A 22481-nucleotide genomic window follows, 5' to 3' on the forward strand; every position below is an offset into this window, starting at 1 on the left:
TTACTGCTGGGCCCAGTTCATGACCGGCTGCTGCGGCTTGCGGGCACGGTGGCGCACCCGGTTGATCTCCTCCTCGTACTCCTGCTGGAAGGCCGCGTAGCAGGCGGCGGCGTTCTTCGCCGCGTCCCGTAGCGCGTCCGCGGACCGCTGCATCTTGCGCGCCACCTTCGCCGCCCTCACCCGCGAGCCGAACGCCCGGCCCTCGGGGTCGGGCACCGCGGCGAGGACGCCCTTGAGGATTTCGGCGCCCATCGCCACCTCGATGGACAGGGTGACGGCGGCGGCCCGCAGGGTGTTGCAGTAGTTGCGCACCTGCGCCGGCGAGGTGAATTCCGGGGCTGGCAGCAGGGACTCGGCGTGCGTACGGCCGCCACCGCCGCGGGCGCCGTTCTTGTTGTTGTTTACGGTCACGTTGACCGGCGGGACGAACGAGCCGCCCAGGGCGCCGACGAAACCGCCTGCGGCGGCGCCGGCGTTGGCGAACTTGTTGCCCTTGTTGCCGGCGCCGTTCGTGCCGCCGTTACGCGTCGGGGTTGCCATCAGACCGAATCTCCTCGGGTCAGTGGGTGCGGCGGACGATGAGCCAGGCGGACTGAGCGGCGATCAGGGTGAGCAGCCACCACAGCTCCAGCGCACCGGCGAGCGGCCCGAACCCGGCCGCAACCGCGAGCCAGGCCAGCGCGGACGATGTGAGCGCGGCCAGGCCAATACGCCAGGCGAGGACGGAGCCGGTGGCGGGGCGGCTGCGCTGCATGACCAGCAGCCAGAGCAGCGGGCCGGCGGCGCTCGGGGCGAGCAGCAGGCCGGACCACCACGCGATGACGTGCAGCAGCCCGGCCACGGCCAGCGCCAGGACGGCGAGCCCGGTCGGGGCCAGTGCGCGGCGTGAGCGCCACAGCCACCCACCGACCACGGCGAGCGCTTCAAGGGTCAGGGAGGGACGCTCGGGGACCACAATGACGAACGGTTCGGCGGCGCGGCGGCCCCTCTGGCGGGGGATACGGACGGTGTGGACCCCGGCGGTCGTCTTGGCGCCGCGGGCACGGATACGACTGGACACAGCAGAGCTCCCAGGAAGTCGAAAGGGGTTCAGGCGGCGCGCTGTTCCTCGGGGAAGGCACACGGGGTGCACATGCCGAGTGAGGGCGGGATGACGTACCCGGCATCGCACCGGCAGGCGGGGCAGGTGCGGCGGGCGGCGTTGGCCTTGGCCAGCGCCGCCCACTTCGCGGAGGTCATCGGCCGCACCGGCTTCGCGGCGTCGACGCGGTAGAGGTAGGCGACCAGCGGGCCCCGCCGCCGGCGGGGCCGCTCGATCTGCGCGGCCACGTCCTGCCCGCCGGGCCGCAGCCCGGCGGCGCGGAGCTGCCGGCGGGTGGCCAGGCCGTCAGGGGCGAGCCGCCACCGGTAGACCGGGAGGGCGCCCATTACCGGCTCGCGATGGCCAGCTCAGCACCACCGGCGGCGGCCAGCTCGCGGTGTTCGGCGTAGCGGGCGGACACCCACCCCACCGACCAGCCGCACAGCTCCGCGGCGGCCCGCACCGGCAAACCGGCCTCGAACGCGGCCCGCACGGTCGCCCGCGCCCGCTCCTCGGGGAACTTCTCGGCGGCCGGGCCGGCGGCCAGCAGCGCGGCGCGTTCACGCTCGGCCCGCGCCTCACGCTCGGCCCGTTCACGGCGCTCACGCTCCACGCGCTCCCGCCGCTCACGCTCGCGCCGCTCGGCATCCTCCCGCTCAGCGCGTTCACGCTCCAACCTCAGCCGTTCACGCTCGCGCTCACGGCGTTCACGCTCCGCCTGCTCGGCCCGCTCCCAAGCGGCTTCCCGCTCGGCTTCCTCGCGGCGGGCGCGTTCCTCCCGCTCGGCTTGCTCACGGGCCAGGCGGGCCTCGTGTTCACGCTGTTCACGCGCCAGCATCGCGGCGTGTTCGCGCTCCTCGCGCGCCAACCGCTCGGCCCGCTCGCGTTCCTCCCGGGCGGCTTGGCGCCGGGCCTCCCGCTCCGCCTCCTGCTGTTCCTCCAGCGCGGTGACGGCGGCGGTGATGGCCCGCCGGTAGGCAAGCCCGGTCTCTGCCGTGACGATCAGCAGCAGCGGTGCGACCGCGTGCACGGCCACGCCCACCAGGTCACCTTTCAGGGCGGAGTCGGCGACGTTCAGGGCCAGGGTCATGCCGCCGGTCATCCAGCGCAGCACCACCGGCCAGCGGCCCCCCTGCCCGCCCAGCCGGGCCAGCACCGCATCCAGGCGGACCACGATGACCACGGCCGCGTCGACCACGAGGGGGAGGATCGGCGCCGTCCAGTCCCACTCATCCGGCGTGTGCTCGGCTGCGAGCGGGGTCACGGTGAGGATGGAGTACAGCATCGCGCCCGCCACGATCAACCACGTGCCGACCGACAGCGCCCGCTCCGCTGAACGGATCTGAACACCGTTCACGCGGCCACCCCCGTCCATGAACGCACCCGGATCGCGGCGATCAGCACCACCGGCGACGCCGGGTCGTCAAGGTCGCGGCGGTCCTCCGTCCACTGCCACGCGGCGCCCGGCAGCGGCTCGAAGCCGAGCACGCTGAGCGCCTGCGCGCGCTCGGTGAACGTCGGCACCGGCAGTGCCCGGTCAAAGCCGTACTCGGGCCACCGCTCGGCGGTGTTCAGCAGCACCACGTACAGGCGCCACCGGCCGCGGTACATCGACATCTGCGCGGTGAAGTCCCGGGCCATCACGCCACCACCGGCGCGCCCGTGCCGCTCTGGTTGAGCAGCGCGACCCGAGCGGCCAGCGCGCGGCGGCGGGCCCGGCGGATGCGCCGGTTGTCCAGCTCGGTCGGCGTGCGGTCCAGCGTGGTGATGTGCGCGTCCAGCAGGTCGACGTCCGCCAGGATGACGGGCATCTCCCGCTCGATCGCGTCCAGCTCGGCGGCCGTCGGCTCCATGAAGTCGGCGAACGCGGTAACAGCGTCCTGAACAGTGACGATGTGCTCCATTGGGTCGTGTTCCTCTCGAAGGATGAACGGCCCGAACCGCACCCCCGCTGTTCGAGCACCGGGGGTGCTTGCCGTTGTTTGGAGAAAGCCGCGTCTCACACGCGGCGCGGCTACTGAGCAGCGGCCGCAGTGCCCCGGACCGGACTCGAACCGGTCGGGTTGCCGTACGAGGCACGCCGGTCTTCTCCGCCTTGTTTCCGACCCCTTCGGGCAGGCGGACCACGGGTTACCGGCAGTTCCCTGTGTGGAGTTCTCAAGGTGCTTGCGCTTCCTTCGAGTCCGTTTCGCGGAGCCCTCCGGGCGGCATGGGAGCAGCCCAATAGGGGCACTCCGGACTCGCTGTCCTAGGACTGCGGGTCGTTCGGTAAGACCATGACGCACAGTCCCAGGACTGTCAACAGTCCTGGGACTGTGTTTCACTGGTCGATGTCGAGAGGAGTGCTGCATGGCGCCCAAGTGGCGGGAGCTTGCGGACCGGCTGGCCGAACAGATTAGGAACGGCGAGTACGCGCCCGGTGCTCAGTTGCCGCAGATCAGGGACCTAGTGGAAGCGGGCGAAGGCTCGAAATCCACGGTCCATGCGGCCTATAAGGCGTTGGAAGCCGAAGGGCTGGTCACGTCGTCGCGCGGACACGGCACAATCGTCCGTGAGCGGGCTCCACTCAAGCGGCTGGGCATCGCGCGATATGACAAGGCCAAGTGGCGGGACGGCGATGAGGTGGCGTTCATCGCGGACCGCGTGGCCTCCGGACGTACGTACAAGCGGAACGAACAGACCCAGACCGTCAGCCGCGTGCCGGCGTCGGCCACCGTTGCCCAGGCGCACGGTCTGCCGGAAGGTGCTGAGGTCTACGCACGTGCGCGCGTGGTCAAGGAAGGATCGCAGCCGACACACACGCTGACGAGCTATTACCGGCCCGAGCACGTGGAAGGAACGCGTATCGTCGACCCGACGCCGGGGCCCGCCGGCCGGGGCGGTGGCTTCCGTGTCCTGTACGACGCCGGATACGAAATCGACCACATGCAGGAGACGCTGTTCGCGCGTATCCCCACGGCGGATGAGGCTCAGCTCCTCCAGCTCGCGCCGGGCGAGTGGGTGGTGGAGTTGCACCGGACGACGTACACGGCCGACGGCACCGTGGTGGAGTTCGCGATCGGCGTTCACGCAGCGACGCGCTTCGCTTGGACGTACGACTTCAAGGTCCCCGACTCAGCGAAAGCGGAGGGCGAGAGCAAGTGATCTCAGCACAGGCATGGGCCGACGCTCAACGGCTCTGGGACTTCCAGCAGATGGGGCACGAGCTGCGCCCATGCTCTGTCGCGATCGGACTCGGCAGTCATGACCTCGGAGTCGCGGACGCAACCGCTGATTTCTACCACCGGGGCATGATGCCGCTAATCGTCTTTACCGGGGCGACCAGCCGCACCACACGCAACCGCATGCCGCGCGGCGAGGCTGAGCACTACCGTGAGCGGGCGATGGAACTGGGGGTGCCGGCTGATGCCATCCTCGTTGAGCCGCGGGCCCGGAACACAGGAGAGAACATCCGCTTCTCTCGCGCACTGCTCGAAGAGCACCGGGCCGTCGTGTCATCCGTTCTGCTGGTCAGCAAGCCGTACGAGGAAAGACGGGCCTACGCGACCGCCCGCAAACTGTGGCCCGAAGTCGAGTGGGTCAGCGCGTCCACGCCCATGACCCTGGCTGACTACGTCGACTCGATCGGAGACGCACGCCTGGTCATCGACATGTTGGTCGGCGCGCAGCAGCGGCTCATGATCTACCCGCAGCAGGGATTCATGATCGAGCAGTTCGTACCCGAGGATGCGGCCGCAGCATACGAGCGCCTGCGCGACGCCGGGTTCACAAGTCGACTCGTGGTGGATATCGCAGAGCGGAAGTGATGACGCCACGGGAGCTCTGTGAGACCTGCTGTGGTCAACCTTCGGCCAACTTGGGGCATCGCGCACGCTATGCGAAGTGATAGGCGCAGCTCATGCGGGATGGATGCGCGGGAAGCCGGCGGTTTTAAGAACCGCCGTACTCCCAGCGCGGTACAACTTTCCCTACTCCATCAAGGCGGCTCGCTCCGCTCCCCGCGCGCGGCCCGGCCCCCGGCCGGGCCTGCGCTCCTGTCTCCGCCCCGCTCCAGCCCGGCCGGCGCCCGCGCCGCGCTCAGAGCAATCAATCACCTGATGTCAGAGAAGGGGTACGTCGTGGCTGGGGCGGTCGGCTCCACGGCTTTAGGCAGCCACTTTGGCGCGAGCCTCGAAGATCATGGCCCCAACGTCGTGCTTTACCGGGCAGGTCCACAGACTGCCCGACGCGCCGGAAGCTTACGGGGCCATGATCACTCGCGCCAAAGCAGCTCCAGCCCAAAGCCGCTCCGCCGACCTACGCGAACAGCTAGCATCTGAACGCATGGAGCACCAACAAGGCCGGCATATTCCGGAGGACCTAAAACGCCAACTGCTCGTCGAAGCAGGGCATCGATGTGCGATCCCAACTTGCAAGCAAGGGCCACCCCTTCAGTTCTGCCACATTGAATCCTACGCAGCCGTGAAGCGGCATGAATTCAGCAACATCATCGTAATGTGTGCCCGCTGTCACGATCTTCATACACATAAGCTCATCGACCAGAAGGCAATGCGTCAATACAAAGCAAATCTCGGCGTCCTGAATTCCAGGTACGGCGAGTACGAGAGGCGCGTACTTACGGTATTCGGACTCGAACAAAGAGATATCGATGAATTCAGTGACGGACCGTACTTCGTGCTGCCTCGGGGGCGCGAACTCGACGTATGGTATTTGATGAAGGATCGCATGATCGAGGCTGTAACCAAACATGGCCCCGATTGCGGACACCCAAGCATCACTCCTGGTGATATCACCTATCGATTCACGCCCGCCGGACGGGATCTTGTTAGGCGTCTGCGGGAGGCTCAGCCGATTGAATGAAAGCTGCAATCGACCTCGCCAGATCGTCGCGTCTGTAGGGAATCCCCGCAGCCAGGACGGCACGGACGTGGGCATCGAGAGAGCGTAGAAGCTTCTCCGGAACGCCTGCTACTTGTGGAATATCCCATGCTCTATCAAGTAGCGCATCGAAATCTTCTTCGTTAACATGAAGGATCGTGTGAACATCCCAACGCGGCAATTCATTCAATGTGCTGCGATAGGATCGATCATGCCGCCCCTTCAGACGGCTGCCAGCAAGCTCTAGTGCTCGAAGAACTGCTATTTCGGATACTAGCAGAGTGAGTGTTTCAATGGAATTCATACCGGTTCTCGTTGACTGCACCATCGTCAAATCCTCCAGCACTGGCGTGCATGTTGTTATGTGAAGGAGTTGTACCACGTCAGCGCGCTCTCCGCATGAAATCGGACGCCGCTGTAGTGGATACGGTAATGGCTGAGCTCTCATCCTCGGTACCGAGCCCGCTGATCATCCATGATCGATCTAATCAGGGATACGGATGGGGCCTGTGCTAGGTGGGGCGCCGTCCAGCAGCGAGTACGGCGCCCCGAAGGGTGAGCTGAGTCCTTCGTGGCAGGCTCAGGGCTCCCTGTTTCGGAACTGCAGTGCAGGTGATCTTTCCGATTGAAGGGCGTCCCGATCTGAGACGCCAATCAGCATGTTGAAAAGCCACACAAGTCTGATAGATCTGGCCGAGCCCAGGAGTAGCAAGAATTCCGTGAGCCACCCAGTGTATCCGGCAGACTTTGCGTGGTCTAGCACTAACAGTAGAAGGCAGCCTGCTGAAACGATCAACATTCCAGTAAGAATACTCAGCCAGTTCTTTCTGAGACTGCCACCGAAGCGCCTACGTAGCTCGCGCATATCTTGACCGTTCGAGCTCGCATATTGTGCTATTGCTGCGGTCCCGAAGCCGCCGACTAGAGCGGATACTGAAGCGGCTGTTGTGTATATATCTTTCCGGCGATCGGCCGTTAATCCTTCTACTATCTCGGGCCACGACGCCCAGTGGACGGCCCCGGAGTGGCCACCCATCACCAGTGCGGCTAGTACCCAATCAAGCCCAGGTACCTCGCTCCAAGCGTCCTTCAGCCGACGCAACGCAGATCCGACATGCAGCACGGCATCACCCCCCAACGTGGAGGTGGCCGACTCTACTGGCCGGCACCGACAGCGGCCTTCAGGTCGCGTCGCTTGTCCTGCGCTACCTGCATGATCGCAGCCACGCTCGCCTCATAACGGGGCCGCCCATCGGCATGACTGACCTCAACCCGACACTTAGCCGTGATGTGATGCTTGATGAAGTCCAAGGGCTCGTCCGTCACTTCGCCTTCCTCTCCAGGAAGGGTCACTAGCGCCTGCGCTCTGTCTACGCCCGTGGGCCCTTCTAGGTAGCCCAGCTCGGACATGAGTGACTGAATGTCGCTTTGGAGTCTTCTTTGGCCACGTAGCCTGGCCACCGGGCCTGGACCTCCCCTTTTCGGGACCTCGAGTTTAAGGGTGATCCGATGGTCGGGGTATCGAGAGTCGCCCAGCCGCACGAAACTGGCTAGCCCGTCACCTTCTGGCGGAGCGATGGCCGGGCTCGGTCGATAACTGAACTCGAAGCTATGTACAGCTTCCGCCTTCTCCAGCTTCTCCCACACGTTGTTGCCGATGACCGGCCATAGTGCGATCTCGTCATTCAGCATCTGGCAAGAATTGAGCCAACGCTGAATTGCGGCTGCTCTTGGTGATCCCGGCTTTCCCTGAAGGATCCCAATGATATTACCGTATTCCAGGAAGGATACAGTTGTTGTATCAATCGTGCCCTTATTGCCTTCGAGGCGGATGTCCTCGATATGTCCGTGATCGAGGTCAACAGTTTGCAGCTCACCGGTACCTATCCTGCCCACGAGGAGATGCAGGCGGCCTTCCGCTCTAACTGCCTGCCCGATAAAGCTGTCACTCCTGTGCATTGAGATTCGATCGACGGCAGGTGTTCTCTCTAAGTTGCCGAGAAATGCTTGCCAATCCGTCTCTTGCATGCGCGCATTCAGTGAATCTTTGGCGCGCACGATTTCGAAGAAAGCGACAGTCCCCAGACGGGTAGCCATGGTCCCCCCACGCCCGTATGTGCCAACTACATGAAAGAACAAGGGTCCCCGCAGAGATCGGGATACGCAAGGGGGTGCGCGTTCCGCGAGGGGTGCGCTGCTCACGCGAGCATCGAGGACATGGGTACGGCGGCCTTCTCGCGATCGCCTGCCGGGCCGTCCCTGGGCCGTCCGAGGCCGGCCAACGCTGACAGTCGGCACCCATGGGTGACCGCCCCCACCCCGCTCCGGCCTGGGCCACCGGAGTCGATCTGCGACACTGGATGCATCATGCCCAAGCCCGGAGAACTGGCATGACGACGCCGGGCCGGCTGACTACGGTGGTCCCGTGTTGGAAGACGATGGTGGTCTGGCCGCTTGGCTGGAGTCGAAGCGGCTACTCGCCAGTCCTGAGCGTCACATCGACACGTTGCGGTGCCTGCTTGCCGAGGACGACGACGCGCTTTTGATGCATGACTACGACCTGATCAGTGATCCGCAGACAGTTGCCATCGTGAGAGCTCAGCAGCGCGCAGCGGGACAGCGCCGCCGTAGGCTGCGACGACTGGCGACGCGCCGACGCTCCGCGAAGTGACATCAGCGGATGACATCAACGCCCCCAGACGGCAACGGACTGGAACAGCCACAGGGGCACCGGGAACCCGCAGCGTCATGAGCATGGAGCAGGCCGCACGGCCCGGTGAACGAACTCCTAAAGCGGTGCTCGCACAACGCCGCGGCTGACACGTCAGCGACAGAGTGTCAGCAGGGCTCAGTCCTCGCCTACCTGCAGCAATACCACGATGAAGGACCCGCCGGTCCCAGCAACGACCCCATCGAACGCATGCCGGGTGACCGGGTTCCACGCTCGTGCTGCGGACGAGAGGTCGATGATGTTCGTGTACCAGGCGGCCTCGTAGCCCAGCAGATGGACAACACGTTCCGCCGCTCTACGGGCATGAGCGCGGTCTCGACGTTCTGAGCCCGGAAACACGAGGTTGTAGGTCGCCAGGTAGGCCAACAGCTCCGCTGCGCGCTCAGCGTCGATCTGCAAGAGTGCGTCGTCGATCTCTACTGGTGTGTCCGGGCCAACTGCACCTTCCACTGCATACTGCTTCCAAGCCTCTTCAGCCTCGGCGGCCACTTGGCGAACGAGTCCCGGAACGGATCCGCCGGCCTCGTTAACCACACGGCCGAAGACCCCGGCTTCTCGCGACAGCGAGCCCGTAAGGGCGCGCAGTTCCGCAGCTACGTCCACCGTGCCATTCTCTACTGAGCCAGCCCCGACCCGACCATGGCTATGCAGCATCGTGCGATCGAGCGGTGAGTGTCTAACTGCGTGACAACGCCGACGCACAACGGCGGACGAGCGCGAACGTCAGCAGACCATCGGCGCAGGTGAGAGCCGCACCGACCCCAGGCAGCACCGGTGCCCGAGTTGCTTCGGGACGAAGCGGTCGCTCAGTTAGGGTGCGCCGCATGACCGACGACGCCCCGGCCTGTCCCGAGTGCAGCCAGCCCATGAAGTCCGGTGGCTTCGTTCTCGTTAAGCGGGGGAAGATGGCCGGCGGACCTGCCGGACACTGCTGAGGTGCGCCGGTCGGCACGTCTGGTGGTGCTGGGCTGACCGACCGGAGGGGCCGCTGGAAACTTGCCCGATGCCCGAGCTGTTCCGCTGACATCAACGACCCCGGACGACGGCGGCGCGCGGCACCCCTGGACGGCAAGCGGCACACGAAAACTGCAGGTCGTAGAAGGTGAACCGGGCCCGCTGTAAAACTGCCGACTCGGGCAGCTGTGGTCTCGGTCCTGGTCTCAGTAGCCACTAGTTCCGCAACCATCCACCGTCGTCCGATGAAGTCCGCCAACCCTTCTGAACAGGTACGGAGCACCATTCGCGGACGCTCCCGGACGTCCCGGGACCAAGATCGGACAACTCGTAATGCGTAGGTCTCGGGTTCGAATCCCGAAGGCGGCTCTGTGGAAGCCTCAGGACTCACTCGCCGTGACCTGGGGCTTTTGCTTTTACCGGATGCGGCGGCGACGCCGGGCACGGGCCGCGCGGGTGTCGGCGGTCTCACTTCTGCTCAGTGGGGCCCGGAATCGGGGTCGAGGGCGGAGGCACGAAGAACTCGCCCATGCGCCGCATGGCTTGAACGCCGTCGTGGCGTCCATCGAGCGCGGCCACTTCCTTCGACAGGTGCGACCGGCCCTTGACGTACCGCCGGGTCTGACTGATCTGCGTATGCCGCAGGATCTCCATGATCGTGGGCATGTCGACGCCCAACTCGTTCAGGATCGTGCCGGCGGTGTGGCGGCTCCCGTCGTGCAGGCGGCGGTCATCGATCCCGGCCTCCTTGAGCAGCTCCCTGAACTCCTCGTAGTCGGCGCGCGGGTCCAGTGGTCGGCCGTCCGGCCGCGAGAACACTACGTCGTGCTCCCGCCACAACTCCCCGACGGCTTCCCGCATCGCTTCCTGCTGGGCCTTGTGGTCGTGCAGGAACGAGGTGAAGACGGGCGGGATCGGCACGGCGTCGTAGGGGCGAGGCCGGCGTAGGAGGCCAGGTGGGCGGCGGTGGGGAAGCTGGTGCCGTCGCCGACGGTGACCAGCAAGGTGGCGGCGGTCCTGACCGCGACTCCCGGAATCGAGGTCAGGACCGGGAAAAGAGGGTGAGCCTCCAGCAGCTGCCCGATCTGCGGTTCCAGGGCTCGTCGTTGCTCGTGGACAGCGGCGAGCGAGCGGGCCGGCGACGGGATCACGACGCCGAGGGTGCCGGTCCCGGGGACGACTACGGTCTGTTCGTCGAGCGCGTCGAAGACCTCGTCGATGAGCCGCTGGGCCATGCGCGGGGCCCTGGGCCGGGTCACCTCGACGAGCCGGCGGCGGCCGGCTTTCCGCAGTGCGGCCTGGGATCCGTAGCGAAGAAGATCACGGGGGTGGAGAGGCTGTGGCTGGACCTCGTGCGCTCTCTGATCATTCTGCTCGTGGCGGTCTCAGTGGCGGTCTCACTTGTTGGCCGATCCGGCATCGTCCACTGCCGTCTGCCGAGGTCCGCGAGCCTTCGTCCGCGAGCCTTCTCCACCAGGTCATGAGCCCGTTTCGTGGACGCCCACGGACACCCCGGGACCAACGACGCCGTCCTCGATGTCGACGCCGGCTCCGCTCAGCCCCTGGCGCCCCCGGTGGTCAGCCCGCCCCCGACGAAGCGCTGGACGAGCGCGAAGACGCAGACCACGGGGACGCTGATGAGGGTGGCGGTGGCCATCAGGGTCCCCCACGCGGTTCCGTGCCGGCCGACGAAGGCGTTGAGCAGGACGGTGACGGGCTGCACGGCGGGCTCGGTGGCGAGGGTGAGGCCGAACACGAACTCGCCCCAGGCGATCAGGAAGGAGAGGCCGGCCACCGCGGCCAGACCGGGCACCATGACGGGCAGGACGATCCGCAGCAGGACGCCCACCGGGCCGCACCCGTCGACCAGGGCGGCCTCCTCCAGCTCCTTCGGGACGGCCCGCAGCACGGGGCGCAGCACGATCACCGCGAACGGCAGGGTGAGCGTGGTGTCGGCGGCGATCAGACCGAGGTACGTGTCGTCGAGACCGGCCCGGCGTTCGAGGATGAACAGCGGAGCGGCGAGCACGATGCTGGGCGGCAGTTGGGCGATGAGCAGGACGAGCACCATGGTGCCGGAGCCGCGCATCGGGATCCGGGCGAGCGCGTAGGCGAGGGGGACGCCGAGCAGCAGGGTGAACGCGACCACTCCGCACGAGATCACCAGGCTGTTGAGCAGGGCCCGGGGGAGCGCGTCCTCGGCCAGTGCCGTCGCGTAGTTCTCCGTGGTGACCGGTGCGGGGATCCACTGGGCGGAGTCGGCCAGGATCCGGTCGGGCCTGGTCAGGCTGGTGCTGACCATCCAGTGAACCGGCAGCAGGAAGGCCGCGGTGATCAGCGTGGCGGCGGCGGTGAGCAGCCAGGGGCGGCGGCGGGCCGGGGTCACGCCGTGTCTCCCTCGCCGCGCAGCCGCCGCACATGGAGCACGCCCGCGAGCAGGGGGACGAGGAGCAGGAGCAGGCCGGCCGCCGCACCCTCGCCGAAGCGGAAGAACCTGAAGAAGATCTCGTAGACGTAGAGCGACAGGACACTGGTGGCGTCGACGGGGCCGCCGCCCGTCATCACGAAGATGATGTCGAAGACCTTGAAGGTGTAGACGAGGCCGAGCAGCAGCACGGTCACCGACACGGGCCGCATCAGCGGGAGGGTGATCCAGCGGAACCGCTGCCGGGCGTCCGCGCCGTCGAGGGCGGCGGCTTCGTGGAGTTCCGGGTCGATGGTGCGCAGGCCCACTAGGAGCAGCAGCATGTTGAACGGCACGCCGACCCACACGTTGGCGAGGATCACCCCGGCCAGCGAGGTGCCCGGGTCGGTGAGCCAGTCGTGCGACAGCGCGCCCAGACCCGTCGCGCGGAGCAGGGCGTTGTAGGCGCCCGACTCGCCGTCCAGCATCCAGCGGAAGAGGGTGCCGCTGACCACCGGGGGCAGCAGCCAGGCCACCAGCAGCAGCGACCGGAGCAGGCCGTTCAGCGGGAACGGCCGGGCGAACAGCAGGGCCAGGGCGAAGCCGATGACGAACTGGAACAGCAGCGAGCCCACGGTGAAGACCAGTGAGAGGCGGACGGCGTGCCAGAAGCCCGGATCGGCGACCGTGGCCCGGTAGTTGGCCAGGCCGTTGAACCGGCCGGCACCGCCGAGCAGGGCGCTCAGGTCCACGTCGTGCACGGACATCCACACGTTGTGCAGCAGCGGGTAGGCCAGGAAGAGGGCGAGGAAGGCAAGACCGGGCAGGGAGAACAGGTACCCGGCTCGGCGGCGGCGTGCGGACGGGGACGGGGACCGGGACGGGGCACGGCGCCCGAGCGTCGGCGTCGGCCTGCGTCTCCCGACCGCCGACTGGCGTCTCCTGACCGTCGGCCGGCGTCCCTTCACCGCCGTTCCAGTGCCTTGTCGATCTTCACCGCGGCCGACTTCGCCGCGGCGGCGGGGGCGGCGGAGTCGGTGAGGACGGCCTGCTCGGCGACGGCGACGGCCTGCGAGGCGTCGGCGTAGCGCGGCCCGTACTGGCGCGGACGGGCGACGGCAAGCTGGCTGAGGAAGAGACGCAGGGCCGGGTCGGACGCCCAGGTGCCCGTGCCCGCCAGGTCCTTGCGGGCGGGGAGATTGCCGAGCGCCACCAGGTACGGCACCAGAACCGACGGACGCTGGGTGTACTCGAGGACCTCCCAGGCCTTGTCGTGGTGCTTGCCGCTCGCCATCACCACCCAGTTCTCCCCGCCCAGGCAGGTGGCGGCCTCCCGGTCGCGGGGCAGGGCGGCGACGCCGTACTCCAGGTCGGCGTTCCTGAGGGCGGGCAGCTGCCAGGGACCGTTGATCTGGAGGGCGGCCCGCCGGTTGACGAACCGGGTGTTGACGTCCTGCTGGGTCCAGCCCACGCACTGCTCCGACAGCGAGCCCTTGGCCACCAGATCGTCGAGGAAGGACAGCGCGGTCGCGCCGTCCCGGGCGAAGCTGTCCAGGTCGCCGCCGGCCTGCCAGAGGAACGGCAGGAACTGGAAGACGCCCTCCTCCGTCCTGATCGCGCTCATCGCCAGGCCGAACCGGTCCCCGCTGGTCAGCTTCTGCGCCGTGTCGGCCAGCTCGTCCCACGTGGTGGGGGGACGCAGACCGGCGGAGTCGAGCATCTCGGCGTTGTAGTAGAGGGCGAGGCAGTTGCTGTTGTTGGGGATGCCGAGGGTCCTGCCGCCGACCTGGCAGCCGGCCCAGGGTCCTTCGTAGTACGTGCCCGCCTGGCCCCACTCCGCCACCCGGCCGGTGAGATCGGCCAGCAGTCCGCTGCCGCCCAGTGCGTTCATGGCCACGTTGTCGACGATGGCAATGTCCGGCAGGTCGCCGGAGACCGCGCCGAGGGTGAGCTGCCGGTCGAGGTCGGCGAAGGGGAACGTCCGCCGCTCGATCCGCACACCGGGGACATGCGCCTCGATGTCCCTGATCAGCCGGTCGAAGGCGGGTTGGAAGGTGTCCAGGGTGAAGTAGTCCCACCAGGTGAGGGTGACCGTCGAGCCGCCGCTCCGCCGGCCCGAGTCGCAGGAGGCCAGGGCCGGGCCGAGGCCGAGCGCGGCCACTCCCGCGCCCGCGGCCCGCAGGAAACCACGGCGGTCGACGGCGTACGACATGCTCCACTCCCAGTCAGGGGTCAGGAAAGAAACGGGGGTCGGGACGGGATCAGAACGAGGTCGGGGCGGGGTCAGAACGAGGTCGGGGCGGGTCGGGGCGGGGGTCGTAGGTCGGGCGGGCGGAGGTCAGAAGCCGGGGTCCGGCGTGTCGGGCGGGTCGGGCAGATCGGGGAACGCGTCGAGGTCGGGGAACTCCCGTTCCGGCAGCTCCCGGTCGGGCTCGGAACCCGGCACCGGCCGGCACGGGCCGGTGCTGGCCCGCAGCGAGATCAGGGGCTTGAGCAGGACGTGCCGGGGAGGTGAGCCGGGCGCGGTGAGCCTGCGCAGCATCAGGTCGACGGCCACCCGGCTCATCTCCTTGGCGGGGATCTCGGCCGCGGTGAGCTGCGGCTCCACCCGCTCCGCCCAGTGGCCGGCCGCCACGCCGACGACCGAGAAGTCCCGCGGCACCCTGCGGCCGTGCCGGGTCAGCCCGCGGTACAGGCCCTCCAGAGCGGCCTCGTTCATGGTGACCAGTGACGTGGTCGCCGGATCGTCCCGCAGGATCCGCTCCAGGACGGCCTCTCCCGCGGCGATGTCGTCGCCGCAGTGGTACGCGCGGGGGGTGAGGACCTGCTCCGCCATGGCCTTGGTGTAGCCCTCGAGTCCCAGGTGCGCGAACCCGTAGCCGCTCCGGTAGAGCTCCTCGGACCGGTTGACGAAGGCGATCCGGCGGTGGCCCAGGTCGGCCAGGTGGTACACGCAGCCGCGCGCCAGGCCCGCGAAGTCCAGATCGACCCAGCCGGTCTCCTCCGCCCGGCTGTTCCTTCCGATGGTGACGTAGGGGAGGCCCGCCTTGGCGAGGTGTTCGACCCGGTCGTCCTCCAGCCGGATCTCCATGAGGATCACGCCCTCCACCAGGGTGCCGTCGACCATCCGCCGCCAGGACGGGTCGTCCGCCCGGTCGGCGGGGGAGAGCAGCACGTCGTAGTCATGGGTGCGGGCGGCCTCGGCCACGCCGCCGATGAACGTGAGCTGCATCCCGGTGTAGTCGCGCCGGCGTCCCGCCGGGGGATAGACCAGGCCGAGCGTGCGCGTACCGCCGGTGGGCGTACCGCTCGTGGCCGTACCGCCGCCCGCCGGGGGGTTCGCCCGTGGGGGCGAACTCGCTCCGGCCGCTGTCGGGTCGTCCGTCGGCCTCGTCATCGTCAGCCGGCCGGGAGGGGTTGTTCAGCCCAGATGGTCTTGCCGGTCGGGGTCTGGCGGGTGCCCCAGCCCTGGGTGAGCTGGGCGACCATGTGCAGTCCGCGTCCGCCCTCGTCGTAGGTACGGGCGCGGCGCAGGTGCGGCGCGGTGCTGCTGGCGTCGGAGACCTCGCAGATCAGCGTCCGGTCCCGGATCAGCCGCAGCCCGATGGGCACCGCTCCGTACCGGATGGCGTTGGTGACCAGTTCGCTCACCACCAGTTCGGTGACGAACGCCGCGTCCGACAGCCCCCAGGCGTCCAGTTGGCGGGAGGCCTGCGCCCGGGCGTCCGCCACGATCGCCGGGTCGGAGGGCAGGGACCAGGCCGCGACCTGGTCGGTGTGCAGGGCGCGGGTGCGGGCGAGGAGCAGCGCCACGTCGTCGTCGGGGCTGTCGGGGAGCAGCGCCTTGAGCACGGCGTCACAGGTCACCTCGAGTGAGGGCGCCGGGGAGCGGAGCGACTCGCACAGCCGGTCGAGGCCGAGGCCGATGTCGTGGTGACGGGCCTCGACCAGACCGTCGGTGTAGAAGGCCAGCAGGCTGCCTTCGGGCAGCTCCAGCTCGGTGGCCTCGAAGGGCAGGCCGCCGACCCCCAGGAGCGGCCCCGGGGAGAGCCGGACCACGGTGACCGTGCCGTCGGGGTACACCACGGCGGGCGGGGGATGGCCGGCGCTGGCGAGGGTGCAGACGCGGGAGACCGGGTCGTAGACGGCGTACAGGCAGGTGGCGCCGATCTCGCCGGCGGACGGCATCTCCTCGGGGACGCTCTCGTCGTCGTAGGTGAGGTGGGTGACCAGGTCGTCGAGGTGGGTGAGCAGCTCGTCCGGGGGCAGGTCGACGTCGGCCAGGGTGCGCACCGCCGTGCGCAGCCGCCCCATGGTGGCGGAGGCGTGCAGGCCGTGCCCGACCACGTCGCCGACGACCAGGGCGACCCGGGTGCCGGACAGGGGCACCACGTCGAACCAGTCGCCGCCCACGCCCGCCCCCGACCCGGCCGGCAGATAGCGGTACGCGACCTCGACGGCCGCCTGCCGGGGCAGGCCGTGCGGCAGCAGACTGCGCTGGAGGGTGAGGGCGTTGGTGTGCTCCTGGGTGTACCGGCGCGCGTTGTCGACGCCGACCGCCGCCCGGCCCGCGAGTTCCTCGGCGAGCACCAGATCGTCCTGCTCGAAGCCGTCGGAGGAACTGCCCCGGGCGAAGACCGCGACGCCCAGCGTGATCCCCCGCGCCCGCAGCGGGACAGCCATGATCGAGTGGAATCCGTACGCCCGTACGGTGGCGCTTCTGCTCTCGTGCCGGGTGACCCACCGGACGAAGTCGGGGTCGTCGGTCCCGCTGAGCACGGGGCGGCCGGTGGCCAGGCACCGGGCGGGGGGCGAGAACGCGGGGTAGGTGTCGACGTGGCCGAGGTGCACGGCGGCCTCGGGCACGCCGTCGGCGGCGGACTGGTGGGCGACCCGGCGCAGCACCACGGCCGCGTCGATCGGACCCGGGACCGGTTCGTCCCCGCGGGTCACGGAGTCGAGCAGGTCCACGCTGACGAAGTCGGCGAGCCGGGGCACGACCAGATCGGCGAGCTCCTGGGCGGTGCGCTCCACGTTCAGCGTGGTGCCGACACAGGCCCCCGCCTCGTTCAGCAGGGCCAGCCGCTGCCGCGCCCAGTGCTGCTCGCTGCTGTCGAACGCCGCGGTGCCGACCCCGCACACCTGGCCGGTCGAGGGGTCCCTCACGGGCCACATCTCGATGATCCAGGCGTGCCGGCGGGAGGAGGAGGGCCCCGGGGCGAACCGTTCGTAGCGCATCGGCTCGGCTTCCTCGGCCACCTGGCGGACGAACCGCAGGAACCCCTCGCCGGCACCGTCCTCGTCGTCGAGGACGTCCGGATACGGTGACCCGTCCCCCTCGCCCGCCGACGCGGCCGCGTTCGGCCGCCACCGGGGCGCCGCCACGGAGGTAGCGGCGGAGGTGGCGGGGGCAGGGGTGGCGGAGGTGGCGGAGGTGGGCACGGCCGGGGCGGGTGCGGCGGGAGCCGGCATGACGAAGGTGGACAGGGCGACGGAGGACTGGGTGTACGCCCACTCCAGCATCCTCCGATCGTGTCCCGACCCCGGCCCGGACGGGCCGGCGGTGGCGGTCACGTGGCCGGCGGTGGCGGTCACGACGAACCCCTGGATCTCGCCCTTCCCGTCCAGCGAGGGGGAGGAGTGCAGGGCGAGATCGACGCGATGGCCGTCCCGGTGGCGGACGGCGGCCGTGCCGCTCCACTCCCGTGAGCCGACCGGGGTGAACCCGGCCGCGCGGGAGCCGTCCACCGCGGCGAGCAGGCCGGCCGCGGGATGCCCCACGACGTCCGCGGCCCGGTAGCCGAGCAGCCGTCGTGCCCCCTCGCTCCAGCCCGTGACGGTGCCTCGGGGGCTGAGGGTGGCCGTGGCGGCGGCGCCCGAGCCCGTGTCACTCATGTCCTCAGCGTGCCCGCCGTACCAGAAACGGACAAGTCGGACCTGGCCGAGTGGCTGTCGGTCAGATGAGGGCACGTGGGACCGCCGGGCGGCCCGCTCACCGCGGGCGCCGGAACCGCGTTGACACGGGACGGCGCCGGGCGTTGACTGGCCGCTCGGCGCAGGGGGAAGACGGTCGGTGACGGCTCCGACCGGAATCCACGGACAGCACAGGAAAGCGGCCACACGATGATGTACGACCAGGCACGTGCTCAGCAGCCCCCGGACAAGGCCTCCGGCTCCGCCGGGCGCCGCACCTCGGGCCCGGAGCCGCTGGTCCCGCAGAGCGAACGGGACGAGCTCACCCTGCGCCTCCAGCACGCCCTGAACACCTTCGCCGACAGTCCCCGGCAGGCGTTGGAGGAGGCTGAGGGCGCCTTCGACGAAGCCGTCGTCCGGCTCACGAACGCCCTCGCGGAGCGGCGCCGCCTGCTGCACGAGGGCTGGCAGGAGCCGGACTCCGAGACGGAGTCGGACGGACTGCGCTTCGCGCTGCGGGAGTACCGCGAGATCACCCAGCGACTCCTGCGGATGTGAACGCATCTAGGGACGCGGACATAGATGGGTGGGTGGGCGGGCGGGCGTGGATGCGCCGCGCAAGCGAACCCGCTCCCGCTCCCGCGCCATCGCCGCGCCGCCGCCGCCGCGCACGCGCTCCCGCTCCCGCTCCCGCGCCGCGCCATCGCCGCGCCGACCGGCGCACCGGTCGGCGTACCCCGGAAGTCCTCACCGTGAACGGCTAGCATCGCGGACGTGATTGTCGGCGGCCGGGATGAGGTGAGGGGCGTGGGGGAGCCGAGGGTCGCCGTCGCCGTGGTGACCATGGGGAACCGGCCGGCGGAGGTGGACGCGCTGCTGGAGTCCGTGGCCAAGCAGGATCTCGCCCCCGCGCGGATCGTGATCGTCGGCAACGGCTGCCGGCTGCCCGAGTTCGCCGAGCGGCTCTCGCTGCCCGGCGAGGTCATCGCCATCGAGCTCGAGGAGAACCTCGGCTGTCCCGGCGGACGGAACGTGGCGCTCGGCCGGCTCCGGGAGTTCGGGGACATCGATGTCGTCGTCGAGCTGGACGACGACGGACTGCTGGTCGACGCCGACGTACTGCGCCGCGTGGGCGACCTGTTCGCCGTCGACCCGCGCCTCGGCGTCGTCGGCTTCCGTATCGCCGACGAGTACGGGGAGACACAGCAGCGGCACGTGCCGCGGATCGGTGCGTCCGACCCCCTGCGGGGCGGGTACGTCACCGGGTTCCTCGGCGGCGGGCACGCCTTCCGCATGGCGATGCTCGACGAGACCGGGGACTGGCCCGCCGCGTTCTTCTTCGCCCACGAGGAGATCGACCTGGCCTGGCGGGCCGTCGACCACGGCTGGCGGATCCTGTACGCGCCCGAGCTGCTGCTCCGGCACCCGAGGACCTCGCCCGCCCGGCACGCCATCTACTACCGGGTGAACGCCCGCAACCGGGTCTGGCTGGTCCGCCGCCGGCTCCCGCTGCCGCTCATCCCCGTGCATCTGGGCGTGTGGACGCTGCTCACGCTGCTGCGGGTGCGGTCGGCGGCCGGACTGCGCGCCTGGTTCGGCGGCTTCCTGGAAGGCCTGCGCGAACCCGCCGGAGAACGCCGGCCCATGCGCTGGAGCACGGTGTGGCGGCTGACCCGGCTGGGCCGCCCACCGGTGATCTGACCCCGGACCACGTGGGCGGGCCGCGCATGCTCACGGCTCCGGGCGGTCCCCGGCGGCCGACCGGGGTCCCGGTGCAGTCGGACCGGCCCTCCGGCCGAACCGGTGCCATGCGCCGCGATGACCCGCGCCGACCGCGCGACGCTTCGGGCCGCTCCGGGCCCGTGCACGGGAGTGACGCGATCCGCCCGCTGGGCGCTCACTGCGCGTCACCGCGCGGGACTCACCCGATCTGCCTGCTTGCCTGCCTATTTGCCTGCCGGCCGCTGTTCCCTGCTCGCTGCCCGGCCTGCGCACCGAGCTCACCCCGTCCGCCCCACCCCCGCCGCTCACTTCGCGTCCGCGTAGCACTCGACCACCGCCGTGCTGAACGGGAACCGCACCGGGGTCTCCCCGAACGTCAGCCGTCCGGCCAGGTCCGACGCCTCACGGATCGCTGTCACGACCGCCTCCGCCTCCTCCTGCGGGCAGTGCACGATCACCTCGTCGTGCTGGAAGAAGACCAGCTCGGCCGCCATGTCCGCACAGGCGCGACGCAGCGCGGCGAGCAGCAGCAGGGTCCAGTCGGCGGCGCTGCCCTGGACCACGAAGTTGCGGGCGAAGCGGCCGCGGGCGCGGGCGTCGGTCGAGGTGTGGCCGGGCACCCACGGGCGGTCCTCGGGGTCGTTCTCCGCCGCGGGGATGCCCGCCTCCTCCGCCGTGTCCTCGCTCGCCCCGGCCGCCGGCGGGCAGGTCCGGCCGAGCCAGGTGCGCACCAGCCGCCCTTCCTCGCCGGCCCGCGCCGCGTCGTCGACGTAGGCCACCGCGCGCGGGAAGCGGCGTCTGAGCGCGGCGAGGTTCTTCAGGCCGTCGCCGGAGGTCTGGCCGTAGACCGCGCCGAGCACGGCGAGCTTGGCCTGGGCGCGGTCGCCGGAGAAGGCGCGGTCGGACACGGACTGGTACAGGTCGGTCTCCCGGCCGGCCACCTCCATCAGCCCGGGATCGCGGGAGATGGCGGCCAGCACGCGCGGTTCCATCTGGTCGGCGTCGGCGACCACCAGCCGCCAGCCGGGATCGGCGACCACGGCCCGCCGGATCACCTTCGGGATCTGCAGGGCGCCGCCGCCGTTGGTGACCCATCGGCCGGTGACCGTGCCGCCCGCGAGGAACCCGGGGCGGAACCGGCCGTCGCGCACCCAGTCGTGGAGCCAGGACCAGCCGTGGGCGACCCAGATGCGGTACAGCTTCTTGTACTCGACCAGCGGCTTCACGGCGGGATGGTCGACCGACTCGATCTCCCACCGCCTGGTCGACCTGACCTTGATCCCGGCCTGCGCGAACGCCTTGACCACGTCGGCGGGCAGGTCGGGGCGGACCCGGCGGCCGAAGGCGGCGGATACCTCGTCGGCGAGTTCGGCCAGGCGGCGGGGTTCGCCGCCGCCGGCGTACCGCTCACCGAGCAGGTCGTGCAGCACCCGGCGGTGCACGTCGGCGCTCCACGGCAGCCCGGCCCGGTTCATCTCGGCGGCCACCAGCATGCCCGCCGACTCGGCGGCGGTCAGCAGCCGCATGCGGTCGGGACGCGCGGTGGCGTCGTGCCGCCGCTGCTGGTCGGCGTACACCTCCACGAGGTCGGCGAGCGGGAGGCGCGCGGCCTGCGGCTCGAACAGCGACGACTGCGAGCCCGGCTCGGCGGACCGCTGCGGAGGGTCGGGCGGTACGGGGCCGCCCCGCAGCCGGGCGAGGGCGGCGGCCGCCGACCGGGGTGCGCCGGAGCGCCCCTCATGACCGAGGAGAAGCGTCTCCGCGTCCTCCACGTCGTAGCACCGCTCCACTCGCACCCCCGTGGCGAGCAGAGGCGGGTACGTCTCGGCCGTCGACCGCCACACCCAGCGCGTGACCTCCGGCAGGCCGCGCACGGCCTCGGCGGCGTCCGCCGCCCGCCGCACCGGCCCCGCGAGCACCCCGCCGGCACCGAGGGCGGCGAACTCCACGCCACCGCCCTCGGCCGGAGCCAGAGCCCACCGATCGGTCATACGGCGAGTCTGCCAGCAGGGTCTGACAACGCCCCGGCGGAACATCGGCACCGCGGTCATGGACGAAACAACGCAACGGCCTTGGACCTGATCGCGGCCCACCTCCGCTGTCCGGCTCCGCCGGCGGCCACGTCGACACTCTCCGCCGGCGGCGACTTCCACGACTCTCCGTCGGCCGCTACTTCGGCGCGGCCACCAATCGCACCGCCAGCCCCGCGAACACGGTCCCGGAGACGACGTTCAACGCCCGGTTCACCCGCGTGCTGCGCCGGAGCAGGCCGGCCAGCCGCCCGGCGAGCAGGCCGACGAAGCCGTCCCAGAGGAACCCCATGACCACGATGGTCGCGCCGAGCAGCAGGAACTGGCCCCGCACGTGTCCGAGCGACGGGTCGACGAACTGGGGCAGGAACGCCACGTTGAACAGGATCACCTTGGGGTTGAGCAGGTTGGTGACCGCCCCCTGCCAGAACGCCCGCCGCATCCCCGCACCGGCCGGCTCCCCTTCCTCGCCCGGCACCGAGCGGTCCCTGAAGGCCTTCACCGCCAGGTAGAGCAGATAGGCCGCGCCCGCCCAGCGCAGCACGTGGTAGAGCGTCGGCAACGCCAGGAACAACGCCGACAGACCGAGCGCCGCGGCGACCGCGTGCACGAGCATGGCGCAGGCCACCCCGAACGCGGCCATCACCCCGGCAGTCGGCCCACCGCGTCCGCCCATCGCCACGATGAACATCATGTCGGGGCCGGGGGTGACACAGAGCGCGAAGGCGGCGACCAGGAACGCCGCGTACAGATGCATGTCCACCATGC

General features: G+C 69.8%; 21 protein-coding genes and 2 pseudogenes. 6 read left to right on the forward strand and 17 right to left on the reverse strand.

The annotated features are described in order from the left end of the window. Genes traA through QQS16_RS23195 form a run of 6 tightly spaced genes read right to left on the reverse strand, consistent with a single transcriptional unit; the run spans position 1 to position 2985 of the window. On the reverse strand, positions 1-540 hold the full coding sequence (gene traA, locus QQS16_RS23170) for a plasmid transfer protein TraA (protein ID WP_286063747.1): 540 nt from the start codon (positions 538-540) through the stop codon (positions 1-3). Positions 541-559: 19 nt separating this feature from the next. Next, positions 560-1060, reverse strand: coding sequence for a hypothetical protein (locus tag QQS16_RS23175; protein WP_286063748.1), 501 nt, complete (start codon positions 1058-1060; stop codon positions 560-562). A 29-nt stretch (positions 1061-1089) separates the two neighbouring features. Further along, positions 1090-1428: an RRQRL motif-containing zinc-binding protein gene (locus QQS16_RS23180; RefSeq protein ID WP_286063749.1), complete on the reverse strand. Its 339-nt coding sequence runs from the start codon at positions 1426-1428 to the stop codon at positions 1090-1092. Next, positions 1428-2438, reverse strand: coding sequence for a DUF2637 domain-containing protein (locus QQS16_RS23185; RefSeq protein WP_286063750.1), 1011 nt, complete (start codon positions 2436-2438; stop codon positions 1428-1430). Before QQS16_RS23185 ends, QQS16_RS23180 begins: the two co-directional genes overlap by 1 nt. Then, the gene (locus tag QQS16_RS23190; RefSeq protein WP_286063751.1) at positions 2435-2722 is read right to left on the reverse strand and encodes a DUF6303 family protein; all 288 of its coding nucleotides are present in this window, start codon (positions 2720-2722) and stop codon (positions 2435-2437) included. The genes QQS16_RS23185 and QQS16_RS23190 overlap by 4 nt, the downstream gene beginning before the upstream one ends. Beyond that, positions 2722-2985 (reverse strand): DUF6284 family protein, encoded by a 264-nt coding sequence (locus QQS16_RS23195; RefSeq protein ID WP_286063752.1) that lies wholly within the window; start codon positions 2983-2985, stop codon positions 2722-2724. The genes QQS16_RS23190 and QQS16_RS23195 overlap by 1 nt, the downstream gene beginning before the upstream one ends. A gap of 445 nt (positions 2986-3430) precedes the next feature. Here QQS16_RS23195 and QQS16_RS23200 point away from each other — a divergent pair, with 445 nt between their 5' ends. From QQS16_RS23200 to QQS16_RS23210, 3 genes are all read left to right on the forward strand, one after another. Next, positions 3431-4225 carry a GntR family transcriptional regulator gene (locus tag QQS16_RS23200; protein WP_286063753.1) on the forward strand — a complete coding sequence of 265 codons (795 nt, stop codon included), beginning with the start codon at positions 3431-3433 and terminating at the stop codon, positions 4223-4225. Beyond that, complete coding sequence (locus QQS16_RS23205) at positions 4222-4887, forward strand: YdcF family protein (protein WP_286063754.1); 666 nt, start codon at positions 4222-4224, stop codon at positions 4885-4887. The genes QQS16_RS23200 and QQS16_RS23205 overlap by 4 nt, the downstream gene beginning before the upstream one ends. 517 nt (positions 4888-5404) lie before the next feature. After that, positions 5405-5941 (forward strand): HNH endonuclease signature motif containing protein, encoded by a 537-nt coding sequence (locus QQS16_RS23210; protein ID WP_286063755.1) that lies wholly within the window; start codon positions 5405-5407, stop codon positions 5939-5941. Between the two features lie 1173 nt (positions 5942-7114). Here the strand turns inward: QQS16_RS23210 and QQS16_RS23215 are convergent. Next, positions 7115-8056, reverse strand: a complete 942-nt coding sequence (locus QQS16_RS23215) for a hypothetical protein (RefSeq protein WP_286063756.1) — start codon at positions 8054-8056, stop codon at positions 7115-7117. A 328-nt stretch (positions 8057-8384) separates the two neighbouring features. Between QQS16_RS23215 and QQS16_RS23220 the strand changes: the two genes are divergently transcribed. Beyond that, positions 8385-8630: a hypothetical protein gene (locus QQS16_RS23220; RefSeq protein WP_286063757.1), complete on the forward strand. Its 246-nt coding sequence runs from the start codon at positions 8385-8387 to the stop codon at positions 8628-8630. Positions 8631-8807: 177 nt separating this feature from the next. On the opposite strand, the gene QQS16_RS23225 is transcribed toward QQS16_RS23220, so the two are convergent. From QQS16_RS23225 to QQS16_RS23260, 8 genes and pseudogenes are all read right to left on the reverse strand, one after another. Then, on the reverse strand, positions 8808-9293 hold the full coding sequence (locus QQS16_RS23225; RefSeq protein ID WP_286063758.1) for a hypothetical protein: 486 nt from the start codon (positions 9291-9293) through the stop codon (positions 8808-8810). Between the two features lie 767 nt (positions 9294-10060). Then, positions 10061-10571 (reverse strand): annotated as a pseudogene (locus tag QQS16_RS23230) (tyrosine-type recombinase/integrase); the annotation flags it as partial. Continuing rightward, positions 10568-10963 (reverse strand): annotated as a pseudogene (locus tag QQS16_RS23235) (transposase); the annotation flags it as partial. The pseudogenes QQS16_RS23230 and QQS16_RS23235, both read right to left, overlap by 4 nt. 236 nt (positions 10964-11199) lie before the next feature. Next, a complete protein-coding gene (locus tag QQS16_RS23240) occupies positions 11200-12030 on the reverse strand; it encodes a carbohydrate ABC transporter permease (protein ID WP_286063759.1) in 831 nt (276 codons plus the stop codon). Beyond that, positions 12027-13016 carry a carbohydrate ABC transporter permease gene (locus tag QQS16_RS23245; RefSeq protein ID WP_286063760.1) on the reverse strand — a complete coding sequence of 330 codons (990 nt, stop codon included), beginning with the start codon at positions 13014-13016 and terminating at the stop codon, positions 12027-12029. The genes QQS16_RS23240 and QQS16_RS23245 overlap by 4 nt, the downstream gene beginning before the upstream one ends. After that, positions 13013-14260, reverse strand: coding sequence for an ABC transporter substrate-binding protein (locus QQS16_RS23250; protein WP_286063761.1), 1248 nt, complete (start codon positions 14258-14260; stop codon positions 13013-13015). The genes QQS16_RS23245 and QQS16_RS23250 overlap by 4 nt, the downstream gene beginning before the upstream one ends. Positions 14261-14386: 126 nt before the next feature. Further along, the gene (locus QQS16_RS23255; protein ID WP_286063762.1) at positions 14387-15445 is read right to left on the reverse strand and encodes a LacI family DNA-binding transcriptional regulator; all 1059 of its coding nucleotides are present in this window, start codon (positions 15443-15445) and stop codon (positions 14387-14389) included. Between the two features lie 2 nt (positions 15446-15447). Further along, the gene (locus QQS16_RS23260; protein WP_286063763.1) at positions 15448-17943 is read right to left on the reverse strand and encodes an ATP-binding SpoIIE family protein phosphatase; all 2496 of its coding nucleotides are present in this window, start codon (positions 17941-17943) and stop codon (positions 15448-15450) included. 231 nt (positions 17944-18174) lie between these two features. Between QQS16_RS23260 and QQS16_RS23265 the strand changes: the two genes are divergently transcribed. Together QQS16_RS23265 and QQS16_RS23270 are read left to right on the forward strand one after the other, a co-directional pair. Then, entirely contained in the window at positions 18175-18519 is a 345-nt protein-coding gene (locus tag QQS16_RS23265; RefSeq protein WP_286066424.1) for a hypothetical protein, read from the forward strand. A gap of 249 nt (positions 18520-18768) precedes the next feature. Beyond that, a complete protein-coding gene (locus tag QQS16_RS23270; protein ID WP_286063764.1) occupies positions 18769-19662 on the forward strand; it encodes a glycosyltransferase family 2 protein in 894 nt (297 codons plus the stop codon). A gap of 326 nt (positions 19663-19988) precedes the next feature. Here QQS16_RS23270 and QQS16_RS23275 read toward each other — a convergent pair whose 3' ends face one another. Together QQS16_RS23275 and QQS16_RS23280 are read right to left on the reverse strand one after the other, a co-directional pair. After that, the gene (locus QQS16_RS23275) at positions 19989-21674 is read right to left on the reverse strand and encodes a bifunctional 3'-5' exonuclease/DNA polymerase (RefSeq protein WP_286063765.1); all 1686 of its coding nucleotides are present in this window, start codon (positions 21672-21674) and stop codon (positions 19989-19991) included. A gap of 178 nt (positions 21675-21852) precedes the next feature. Further along, on the reverse strand, positions 21853-22479 hold the full coding sequence (locus QQS16_RS23280) for a LysE family translocator (protein ID WP_286063766.1): 627 nt from the start codon (positions 22477-22479) through the stop codon (positions 21853-21855). Positions 22480-22481: the final 2 nt, after the last annotated feature.

Source organism: Streptomyces sp. ALI-76-A, assembly GCF_030287445.1.
Lineage (GTDB): Bacteria > Actinomycetota > Actinomycetes > Streptomycetales > Streptomycetaceae > Streptomyces.